The organism is uncultured Stenotrophomonas sp., assembly GCF_963519125.1.
Classification (GTDB): Bacteria; Pseudomonadota; Gammaproteobacteria; order Xanthomonadales; family Xanthomonadaceae; genus Stenotrophomonas.
Genome location: NZ_CAUQLJ010000047.1, coordinates 1 through 10520, shown reverse-complemented (window position 1 = coordinate 10520; position 10520 = coordinate 1). Strand labels below are relative to the sequence as shown.

General features: G+C 69.6%; 9 protein-coding genes. All 9 read right to left on the bottom strand.

The window, feature by feature from the left end; genetic code table 11:
- Positions 1 to 86: 86 nt before the first annotated feature.
- The gene (gene pgsA, locus RYM47_RS19515; RefSeq protein WP_070209304.1) at positions 87 to 710 is read right to left on the bottom strand and encodes a CDP-diacylglycerol--glycerol-3-phosphate 3-phosphatidyltransferase; all 624 of its coding nucleotides are present in this window, start codon (positions 708 to 710) and stop codon (positions 87 to 89) included.
- A 9-nt stretch (positions 711 to 719) separates the two neighbouring features.
- Complete coding sequence (uvrC, locus tag RYM47_RS19510; RefSeq protein WP_315390169.1) at positions 720 to 2567, bottom strand: excinuclease ABC subunit UvrC; 1848 nt, start codon at positions 2565 to 2567, stop codon at positions 720 to 722.
- Positions 2564 to 3979 carry a hypothetical protein gene (locus RYM47_RS19505; RefSeq protein ID WP_315390167.1) on the bottom strand — a complete coding sequence of 472 codons (1416 nt, stop codon included), beginning with the start codon at positions 3977 to 3979 and terminating at the stop codon, positions 2564 to 2566. Before RYM47_RS19505 ends, uvrC begins: the two co-directional genes overlap by 4 nt.
- A gap of 24 nt (positions 3980 to 4003) precedes the next feature.
- Positions 4004 to 4801, bottom strand: a complete 798-nt coding sequence (gene kdsB / locus RYM47_RS19500) for a 3-deoxy-manno-octulosonate cytidylyltransferase (RefSeq protein WP_315390165.1) — start codon at positions 4799 to 4801, stop codon at positions 4004 to 4006.
- Positions 4802 to 4840: 39 nt separating this feature from the next.
- Positions 4841 to 5863 carry a tetraacyldisaccharide 4'-kinase gene (lpxK, locus tag RYM47_RS19495; RefSeq protein WP_315390164.1) on the bottom strand — a complete coding sequence of 341 codons (1023 nt, stop codon included), beginning with the start codon at positions 5861 to 5863 and terminating at the stop codon, positions 4841 to 4843.
- Positions 5863 to 7611 (bottom strand): lipid A export permease/ATP-binding protein MsbA, encoded by a 1749-nt coding sequence (gene msbA / locus RYM47_RS19490; protein ID WP_315390163.1) that lies wholly within the window; start codon positions 7609 to 7611, stop codon positions 5863 to 5865. Before msbA ends, lpxK begins: the two co-directional genes overlap by 1 nt.
- Positions 7608 to 8030, bottom strand: a complete 423-nt coding sequence (locus RYM47_RS19485; RefSeq protein ID WP_070209310.1) for a biopolymer transporter ExbD — start codon at positions 8028 to 8030, stop codon at positions 7608 to 7610. The genes msbA and RYM47_RS19485 overlap by 4 nt, the downstream gene beginning before the upstream one ends.
- 3 nt (positions 8031 to 8033) lie before the next feature.
- The gene (locus RYM47_RS19480) at positions 8034 to 8708 is read right to left on the bottom strand and encodes a MotA/TolQ/ExbB proton channel family protein (protein ID WP_315390161.1); all 675 of its coding nucleotides are present in this window, start codon (positions 8706 to 8708) and stop codon (positions 8034 to 8036) included.
- 3 nt (positions 8709 to 8711) lie between these two features.
- A partial coding sequence (locus tag RYM47_RS19475; RefSeq protein WP_315390159.1) for a DNA internalization-related competence protein ComEC/Rec2 occupies positions 8712 to 10520 on the bottom strand: 1809 nt, incomplete at its 5' end.

The window sequence follows — 10520 nt, the reverse complement described above, 5'->3', positions numbered from 1 at the left end:
CCTTGGCAAGGTTGCGCTCTACCAACTGAGCTATTCCCGCTTGGGAGGCGAAATTCTACAGCCAAATGCGGTGCTGTCAATAGCCCTCAGCCCTTCTTTTTCGCACGCGCGGTTTCGCGTGCGGCGCGCTCGTCCTCGCGCAGGCTCGGCCATGCGGCGTGCAGGTACTGCAGGCCGGAGAACAGCGTGAGCACGGCCGCGATGGCCAGGGTCCAGTCGCCGATATGGAACACCGGTTCGCCCATCCAGATATCGGACACCGGGGTATTCGGTGCCACCGAATACAGCAGGCACAGCAGCGCGACCATCTGTGCGGTGGTCTTGATCTTGCCGATCAGGGCCACGCGTACTTTCGCGCGCTGGCCGATCTCGGCCATCCATTCGCGCAGCGCCGACACCGCGATCTCACGGCCGACGATCACCGCTGCCCAGAACGCCATCCACGGGGTCGGGTGGCCCTGCACGATCAGGAACAGCGCCACCGCCACCATCAGTTTGTCGGCGACCGGATCGAGAAAGGCACCGAACGCCGACGCCAGGTCGTAGCGGCGGGCGATCCAGCCATCCAGCCAGTCGGTCAGCGCCGCCAGCCCGAAGATCGCCGCCGAGGCGAAGTTGGTCCAGGTGTAGGGGAGATAGAACACCAGCACCAGCACCGGGATCATCACGATCCGCAGCAGGGTCAGCCAGGTGGGGAGGGTCAACTTCATTGCGTCTCTCTACTCGCCAGCCGCAGGGGGCGTTGGCAGTCCATGCAGGTTAGCGTAGATGCGTGCGGCGAGGGCGTCATTGATGCCTTCCACCTTGGCGATTTCCGCTTCGCCTGCCGCTTTCAGGCCGACCAGGCCGCCAAAATGCTTGAGCAGGCTGGCGCGACGGCGCGGCCCGATGCCCGGAATGTCTTCCAGCTTGCTGGTCATGCGCGCCTTCTGGCGGCGACCGCGATGGCCGGTGATAGCGAAACGGTGCGCTTCATCGCGCACCTGCTGGATGAACTGCAGCGCGGGCGATGCCGCGCCCGGACGCAGCTCGCGACCGTCGGGCAGCACCAGCGCTTCGTGCCCGGCGCGACGCTCCACGCCCTTGGCCACGCCCACCAGCATCACCCCTTCCACGCCGAGGTCGGCGAGCGCCGCCTGGGCCTGGGAGAGCTGACCGGCACCACCGTCGATCAGCAGCAGGTCCGGCAGCACGCCCTCCTCTTCCACCGCGCGGCGGAAGCGGCGGTCGATCGCCTGGCGCATGGCGGCGTAGTCGTCGCCCGGCTCGATGCCGCTGATGTTGTAGCGGCGGTACTGGCTCCGCACCGGACCGCTGGCATCGAACACCACGCACGAGGCCACCGTGGCTTCGCCCATGGTGTGGCTGATGTCGAAACACTCCACCCGCTTGACCTGTTCGGCCAGGCCCAGCATCTGCCGCAGGTCCTCGCTGCGCGCATGCTGCGCGCTGCGGCTGGTGAGCTCGCTGACCAGGGTGATCTGCGCGTTGCGGCTGGCCAGTTCCACATAGCCGGCACGCTCGCCACGGACGTTCCACTTCAGCTGCACCTTGTAGTCGGCCGAGGTACTCAGGGCGGACTCGATCAGGCTGGCATCGGGGATCTCGCGGTCGAGCAGGATCTCGCGCGGCGGGGTCTGCTCGGCGTAGTACTGGGAGACGAACGCGCCCAGCACTTCCTCGGCGCTTTCCTCGCCATTGGTGCGCGGGTAGAACGGCCGCGTGCCCATGTTGCGCCCATCGCGGAACGCCAGCAGCATCACGCAGGCGTTGGCGCCCTGGGTGGCGCAGGCCAGCACGTCCAGGTCGGCGGCGCGGCCATCGACGTATTGGCGGGTCTGCATGCTGCGCAGCGAGGTGACCAGGTCGCGCAGGCGCGCGGCCTGCTCGAATTCCAGCGCTTCGCTGGCGGCCTGCATCTGGGTGCCAAGCTCGCGCGCCAGCTGGTCGCTCTTGCCTTCCAGGAACAGCGACGCGCGGCGCACCGACTCGGCATAGTCGGCTTCAGCCACGAGCGCGACGCAGGGCGCGCTGCAGCGACCGATCTGGTACTGCAGGCACGGCCGCGAACGGTTGCGGAACACGCTGTCTTCGCAGTTGCGCAGCTTGAACAGCTTGTGCATCAGGTTGAGCGTTTCGCGCACCGCAGTCACGCCCGGGTACGGGCCGAAGTAACGCCCGGGTACCGCGCGCGGGCCGCGGTGCAGCGCGATGCGCGGCCACTCCTCGCGGGTCAGCAGCACGTGCGGGTAGGTCTTGTCGTCACGCAGCGAGACGTTGTAACGCGGCGACAGCGACTTGATCAGCTGGTTTTCCAGCAGCAGCGCTTCGGCTTCGGAACGGGTGACGGTGACGTCCATGCGCGCGACCTGCGACAGCATGGACATGATCCGCGTGGTCTTCGGCGCGCCGTTGAAATAGCTGCCCACCCGGTTGCGCAGCGCGCGCGCCTTGCCGACGTACAACAGGGTGTCGTCGGCGGCGTACATGCGGTACACGCCGGGCGCGGTGCTCAGGTGGGCCGCGAATGCCTTGCCGTCGAAGGCCGGTGCGGTGGGCAGGGTCATTCGCTGATCGGCACGTCGCTCAGTACGCCGCTGACCGGGTCGAACCGCAGCACGGCGTGCGCGTCGGTTTCGGCAATCCAGACCGCTCCGCCGCCCAGTGCCAGGCCGGACGGGCCGTGCAGGCGGCGCGGCAGTTCCACCGTGCTCAATTCACCGCCGCCCAGGCGCAGGGTACGCAGGCGGCCGTTGCCGGCGTCGGCGATCCACAGCACCGGGGCATCCGGGCTCATTGCGATCGCCTGCGGGTACTGCAGCAACGCGGTGGTACGCGGGCCGTCCTGTTCGCCGAACGTCCACGCGCCCTGCCCGACCAGGGTCTGGACAAGGTCGCCACGCAGCTGCATGGAACGGATCGATGAACCCAGTGCATCGCACACGTACAGCACCTGCTGCACGGCGGCCAGCGCGCTCGGCTGGGCGAATGCGGCGAGGTGGCCGCTGCCGTCGCGCTCGTCCAGCGCGCCGGAGCCGGCCCGCCAGGACAGCGTGCGCTGGCCCAGGTGGTAGCTCCAGATGCGGTTGTCGCCGGCCATCGCGATGTGGACCTGGTTGTCGGCCACGGCGATGCCCTGCGGGTGGTTCAGCGGCGCCTGGCGGGGATCGGCCACCGCGCCTTCGCGCGGGTCGCCCGGGCGGCCGTTGCCGCACAGGGTATCGACCTGGCCGGTCAGCAGGTGGACGCGGCGCAGGGCGTGGTTGCCGGTGTCGGCCACGTACAGCCACTCACGCTCCAGCGCCAGGCCCTGGGGCCGGTTGAACGCGGCCTCGCCGGGGCCGCCATCCATCATGTCGGCGGTGCCCAGGCCGAACTGGCGCAGCACGCGGCCGGCATGGCTGCATTCGAGGATGCGGTGGTGGCCGCTGTCGGCGATGTACAGCCGCTCCGTGCTCACCGCCAGCGCGGACGGGAACAGCAGCGGCAGGCGCGGCTCCGGGCTCAGCTCGCGCAGGCGCGGCGCGTCGCCGTCGAGCGGCGCGGCAATGCCCTGGCACAGCGCATTGAGCGCGCGGTCCAGGTCCTCGCCAAAACCGACCAAGCGGTCCACTTCCCGGCCCTGCGCGTCCAGCAGCACCAGGGTCGGCCAGGCGGTCACGTTGAAACGTCGCCAGCCATCCCAGTCCGCATCCAGCAGGGCCGGCGATCCCACGCCCTGGCGGCGCAGCAGCTTCAACGCCTGCTCCGGCTCGCGCTCGAAATCGAAGCGCGGTACCTGCAGGATCAATGGCTGCAGCTTGCCCGGATTGCGCGACTGCCACTGGCCCAGCTCGGCCAGGCGCTGCGCGCACCAGACCGACCCGGCGTTGACGAAGGCGAGTACGACCGGGCGACCGCGCATCTCGGTCAGGGTGGTCGGCGCAGCGTTGAGCCACGTGGCGAATTCGGGAAGGTCCTGGACGAGCTGTACGTTCATGCGGTGATTATGCAGGACTGAGCGTCATGCAACCGTCGTGCCACCGTCAATTTGACGACGGGCCAGCCAGGCCTCGGCGCGCTCCAGGTCGGCCGGGGTGTCGATGCCCGGCGGGAAGGCCGCCGGGGACAATGCCACGCTCAGGCGGTGCCCGGCTTCCAGCACCCGCAGCTGCTCCAGCGATTCCAGCTGCTCCAGCCGGCCCGGCGGAAGCGCGGCGAAGCGCTGCAGGAAGCCGGCGCGGTAGGCATAAATGCCGATATGACGCAGCCAGTACGGGCCGGAAAGGCTGTCGCGCGAACGCGCGAATCCGTCGCGGTCCCACGGAATCGGCGCGCGGCTGAAATACAGCGCGTCCAGGTTCTGCTGGCGTACGACCTTGACCACGTTCGGGTCGAACAGGGTCTCGGCGTCTTCGACCGGGGTCGCCAGGGTAGCCATGTCGGCCCCGCTGTAGACCAGCGCTTCGGCCACGGCGCGGATGCCCTCGGCCGGTGCGAAAGGCTCGTCGCCCTGCAGGTTGACCACCAGTGTGTCGTCGGACCAGCCGGCCTGGCGCGCACACTCGGCGAGGCGGTCGGTACCCGAGGCGTGGCCGGCGTCGGTCATCGCTACCTTCACCGTGGGCAGGCCCTGCAGCGCATCCGCAATACGCGTGTCATCGGTGGCCACCCAGACCTCGCGTGCCCCGGCCTGGAGGGCGCGCTCGGCTACGTGCAGCACCAGCGGAGTTCCACCGAGCAGCCGCAGCGGTTTGCCGGGCAAGCGCGAGGCGGCGTAGCGCGCCGGGATGGCGACAACGAAATCGACGGGCTGGCTCATGCGGGACACCTCCGGAAAAACGCAACGAAACGGCAGCGCTCAGCGCATGCCGAGTTTATCGACACGGTCAAGCAGCGCGACCCAGAACGCAGCCGGCAGGTCGGCCGACAACGGCACGGCGAAATGCCATTCGTTGGCGAACACCTTGCACTTCACTGCGTCCTTCTCGGTCATCAGTACCGGCAGTTCGCTGCCGAAGCGCAGGTCGGCCGCCTGGTAGGCGTGGTGGTCGGCAAACGCGTGCGGGACCACCCCGATGCCCTGCGCGCGCAGCATCTCGAAGAAGCGCTGCGGATGCGCGATGCCGGCCACCGCATGTACGCGCTGGCCACGGAAGTGGGACAGCGCGCGGGCACGGCCGCCGCTGAGCGGCTCGGCGCGGTCGATATGCAGCTGCATCGCCCATTCGCCGAACCCGCACGATGCCAGCGCGGCCGGGTCGGCGCTGGCCTGGCCCAGGTTGACCACGCGGAAGTCGCAGTCGCGCGCGCGGCTGGCCGGTTCGCGCAGGGGACCGGCCGGAATCAGCCGCCCGTTGCCGTAGCGACGCTGAGCGTCGACCACCTCGATCTCAATGTCGCGCGCCAGCCGGTAGTGCTGCAGGCCGTCGTCGCAGACGATGATGTCGCAGCCCGCTTCGATCAGCGCCTTGCCGGCCGCCACGCGATCCGCATCGACCCGCACCGGCACGCCGGTTTTCCAGGCGATCAGCACCGGCTCGTCGCCGCCCAGCGCGGTTTCGGTATCGGCATCCACCCAACGCGCCAGCTTGGCGTCTTCGCGGCCGTAGCCACGGCTGGCCACGCCGGGCTTCCAGCCGGCTTCGCGCAGGCGGTCGACCAGGGCGATGGTCAGCGGGGTCTTGCCGGTACCGCCGGCGGTGACATTGCCGACCACGATCACCGGCACCGGCAACGCGTGGCGCTTGAACCAGCCGCGCCGGTACAGCGCCCTGCGCAGCGCCACCACGGCGCCGTACACCGGCGCCAGCACGCGCGCCGCGAACGGAACCGCACTGCCGTCATACCAGTACGACGGCGTCTGGGACCCCTTGGACGCCATCAGGACTGCCTTTCGCGGAACTGCATCTTGTGCAGGTGTTCGTACAGCCCGCCCAGCGCCAGCAGCTCGCTGTGGGTACCGCGTTCGACGATGCGGCCATGGTCCATCACCAGCACCTGGTCGGCGTGCTCGATGGTGGACAGGCGGTGCGCGATCACCAGCGTGGTGCGTTCGGGCATCAGGCGCTGCAATGCGTCCTGCACCAGCCGCTCGGATTCGTTGTCCAGCGCGGCGGTGGCTTCGTCCAGGATCAGCACCGGTGCGTCGCGCAGGATCGCGCGGGCGATCGCCAGGCGCTGGCGCTGGCCGCCGGAGAGCAGCGCGCCGTTCTCGCCCACCGGGGTCTGCAGCTGTTGCGGCATGCGTTCGATGAACTCCCACGCATTGGCCGCTTCGGCCGCCTTGCGGATCTGTTCGTCGGTCGCGTCCATGCCATAGGCGATGTTGGCGCCCACGGTGTCGTCGAACAGCATGACCTTCTGCCCGACCATCGCCACCTGCCGGCGCAGGTCGGCCAGCGGGTACTCGTCCAGTGGCACGCCATCGAGACGGATGCAGCCACCGCTGGGTTCATAGAAGCGCGGCACCAGGCGGATCAGGCTGGTCTTGCCACTGCCGGAGCGGCCGACGATGGCGGTGACGGTGCCCGGCTTGGCCTCGAACGTAATGTCGTCCAGCGCGATGCCGGTGTCTTCGCGATAGCGCAGCATCACGTGCTCGAACGACAGCTCGCCGCGCACGCGCTGGGCGCGCGTGCTGCCCTGGTCGCGCTCGACCGGCAGGTCGAGGATGCCGAACAGGCGTTCGGCGGCGGCCACGCCGCGCGAGATCGACGTCTGCACGCTGGTCAGGCGACGCAGCGAGGGGATGATCGCCATCATCGAGGTCATCAGGCCCATGAACTGGCCGGCATTCAAGCGGCCGGCAAGTGCTTCGCGGGTCGACACCCACACGATCACCGCCAGCGCCAGCGCAGCCAGGAACTGCACCGTGCTGGACGCCAGTGCGCGCGTGGTTTCGACCTTCATGTTGAGGCCGAGCATGCGGTTGGCAAGGCGCGAATAGCGCGCGATCTCGTGCGCCTGGGTGCCGTGCACCTTCACTTCCTGCTGCGCGGCCAGCGACTGTTCGGCGGTCTGGGCCATGCTGCCCATGCCGTCCTGGATGCCGCGGCTGATGCGCCGGTAGCGCTTGCCCACGAACGACACGATCACACCGATCAGCGGCACCACCACCAGCATCGCCACGGTCACCTTGACGCTCATCTGCAGCATCACCACCAGCATGGCGATGATGGTCAGGGTGTCGGCGACCAGGGTCTTGAGCGCGTCGGCGCTGGCCTGGGTGACCTGTTCGGTGTCGTAGTTCAGCCGGCTGACCATGACCGGCGTGGCTTCGCTGTCGAAGTGCGACGACGGCAGGTGCAGATACTTGGACAGCACCTGCTCGCGCAGGTCGCGGACCACGCTGCGGCCGGTGCGGGCCAGCGCGTAGTCGCTGACCAGGGTGGCCAGGCTGCGCATCATGAACAGCCCGAGGATAGTCAGCGGCAGGATCACCGCCATGCGCGGCTCGGGATTGACGAAGCCGCGGTTGACCAGCGGCTCCATCAGCTTGGTGAAGTGGTAGCCGGCCAGCGCTTCGATCACCATCGCGATGACGGCCGCGACCATGAATACCCAGTAGGCGCGGGTATAGCCCAGCAGGCGTTTGTAGATCGGCCAGATCGGCGCGTGTTGTTTACTCATGGACGCACCTCCGGCGCGGTAGCGATGGCGATGCGACGGAAGCCGAGCTGGCCCAGGGCGTCCTGGGCGGTAACCACGGCCTGGTACGGGGTGCGGGCATCGGCGCGCAGCAGCACGGTCTGTTCACGGTCGCTGCCGGCAACGGCGGCAATGGTCTGCTTGACCGACTCGACGTCGGTGCGCAGCACTTCCTGGTCGTTGATGAAGTAGCGGCCTTCGGCGTTGACCAGCACGCTCAGCGAACGCGGCGGCTCGGTGGTGTCCTGCTGGCTGGCGGTCGGCAACTGCAGCTGCAGGGTCGAGCGCGCGTCGAAGGTGGTGGTGACCACGAAGAAGATGATCAGCACCAGGATGACGTCGATCAGGGGCACCAGATCGATATGCACCTCGTCCTGGACCCGGTCGTTGCGGATGCGCATCCGTCAGCCCTTGGCCGTGACGGGGGCGGCAGCCGCAGACGCGGCGCCGGCGCGGGGCGGCGTGTTCAGAACGCTGGGGCGGCCGTCCAACGCATCGAGCAGGGCCGACGCTTCCATTTCCATCTCGATCACGTAACCGCCGATGCGGCCCTTGAAGTAGCGATGGAACATCAGCGCGGGAATGGCCACGATCATGCCGGTGGCGGTGCACACCAGCGCCTTGCCGATACCGCCGGCCAGCTGGTTCACATCGCCTACGCCGTGGTCGAGGATGCCCATGAACATCTGGATCATGCCGACCACCGTGCCGAGCAGGCCCAGCAGCGGACCGGCCGAGGCGATCGTGCCCAGCGCATTCAGATAACGCTCCATGCGGTGCACCAGGTGCCGGCCGGCATCTTCGATGCGCTCGCGGATCTGGTCGCGCGGGCGGTTGCGCGCTTCCAGCGCCACGGCCAGCAGCGCGCCCAGCGGCGAGTTGGCCCGCAGCGACTGGATGTGGGTCGGGTCGAGCTTGCCGCGCGCGGCCCAGTTGCGCACTTCCTGGCCCAGCCCGGCGGGCAGGACCTCATTGCGCCGCAAGGTCCAGAAACGCTCCAGGACAATCGCCAAAGCCAGTACGCCCAACAGCAGCAGCGGCAGCATCGGCCAGCCACCGGCCTTGACCAGTTCCCACACGGTTCAACCCTCCGGCCCATTGGCCGTCTCTATGATCGTCGATAGGATAGCAGCCGACCGCGCCCGCTCCGCGGCATCCCACCAACGGCGTTCGAAAAGACGCTGTTCGCGGACCTGCAGCCCGTCCCGGCCCAGCCAGATCCGCAGCGCACCGCTGTCGGCGGTGCCCAGTACTTCGGCACCGGCGTCGCGCCAGCGCTGCACCACCTCCCGGCGCGGGTGCCCGAAGCGGTTGCCGTGCCCGGACGACACGATCGCCAGGCGGGGCGACACCGCCTGTACCCACGCCTGGCTGGAGGACCCGCCGCTGCCATGGTGGGCCACCAGCGCAACCTCGGCGCGCAGCGCGCCGGGTGCGGTCGCCAGCAAACGCGCTTCCTCGGCTTGGCCGATGTCGCCGGTCAGCAGCACGGCGCCATGCACGGTCTGGATGCGCAGCACGCAGCTGCTGGCGTTGCCGGCGTAGTCCATTCCCGCAGGCGGATGCAGGAAGGTGAAGTCCACCTGGTCCCAGCGCCAGGCGTCCCCGCGTTGGCAGGGCTCAAGGTCGGCGTGCACCGCCCCGGCCGGGGCATGCAGCGGCGGATTGCCGAAGTGAAGGCGCACGGCCGGCATGCCACCCGCGTGATCGCGGTCGCCGTGGCTGAGCAGCGCGCGGTCAAGGCCAGCTTCGCCCACTGCGTGCAGGGTAGGCACGACGACCCGCTCGCCGGCGTCGAAACCGCCCTCCGCCGCCGGACCGGCGTCGTACAGCAGGCGGTGCCGATGGGTGCGCACCCACACCGCCAGTCCCTGCCCGACGTCCATGACCAGCAGTTCGACCTCGCCGGGCGCCGGACGGTCGCGGGTCGGCCAGAGCAGCGGGAGGCACAACAGCAGGGCCGGAAGACGGGCCCCGGCGGCACGCGGCAGCAGCATCCAGAACACGCCGAGGAGGGCTGCCGGTACGGCGCCTGCGCCCGCCAGTGGCGCCCACCACAGCGCCCAGGGGTGCCGCGCGACGACGCCGAACAGCCACCAGCTGGCCTCGAAACAGGCCGCGGCCGCACGCCACGGCCAGCGCCCGGCACCTTCGTATACCGCCTCCAATCCTGTCCCCAGTAGTGACAGCGGCACCACCACCAGGCTCCACCACGGAATCGCCAGCAGGTTCACCAGCGGCCCGGCGCGGGAGGCCTGGCCGAACAGCGCCACGGTCAGCGGCAGCAGCGCCAGGGTGGCCACGCCCTGGGCGGCCAGGAAGGTGCGCAGCCAGTGCAGGTCGCGACCCGGCAGGCACCAGACCAGCCACAGCACGCCGGCGAAGCTGAGCCAGAACCCGGGCGCCAGCACCGACAGCGGGTCGACCAGCAGTACCGCCAGCGCAGCCAGTGCCAGCGACTGCCCGACCGTGCCGGGCCGCCGCGTGCACCGGGCCAGCGCCACCACCGCGATCATCAGCACCGTGCGCACGGTTGGCAGGGCGAAACCGGCCGCTGCCGCGTACAGGCCAGCCCCGGCCACGGCCGCCAGCGCGGCGGCCAGCGGCCGGGGCCAGCAAAGCCCCAGCATCGGGAGCAACCGCCAGGCGAGCGACGCCAGTGCCGCCGCAAACCCCGCGACCAGCCCGACGTGGAACCCGGAAATGGCGATCAGATGGGTCAGCCCCAGCGCGCGCAGGTCGTCCCAGTCGCGCTGCCCCAGCGCCCGGGTGTCGCCCAGCGCGAGCGCCTGCACGAAGCGCGCGCCCGGGCCGGGCACCTGCACGGCGATGGCCGCGGCCATCCGCTCGCGCCAGGCCGGCAGTCCCGTCGGTGAGGCCAGCGCCCTGCC

Bases quoted from the DNA above. Each gene is read 5' to 3' on its own strand.
- pgsA (WP_070209304.1), bottom strand. From the start codon at position 710: ATGAAGTTGACCCTCCCCACCTGGCTGACCCTGCTGCGGATCGTGATG.
- uvrC (WP_315390169.1), bottom strand. From the start codon at position 2,567: ATGACCCTGCCCACCGCACCGGCCTTCGACGGCAAGGCATTCGCGGCC.
- RYM47_RS19505 (WP_315390167.1), bottom strand. From the start codon at position 3,979: ATGAACGTACAGCTCGTCCAGGACCTTCCCGAATTCGCCACGTGGCTC.
- kdsB (WP_315390165.1), bottom strand. From the start codon at position 4,801: ATGAGCCAGCCCGTCGATTTCGTTGTCGCCATCCCGGCGCGCTACGCC.
- lpxK (WP_315390164.1), bottom strand. From the start codon at position 5,863: ATGGCGTCCAAGGGGTCCCAGACGCCGTCGTACTGGTATGACGGCAGT.
- msbA (WP_315390163.1), bottom strand. From the start codon at position 7,611: ATGAGTAAACAACACGCGCCGATCTGGCCGATCTACAAACGCCTGCTG.
- RYM47_RS19485 (WP_070209310.1), bottom strand. From the start codon at position 8,030: ATGCGCATCCGCAACGACCGGGTCCAGGACGAGGTGCATATCGATCTG.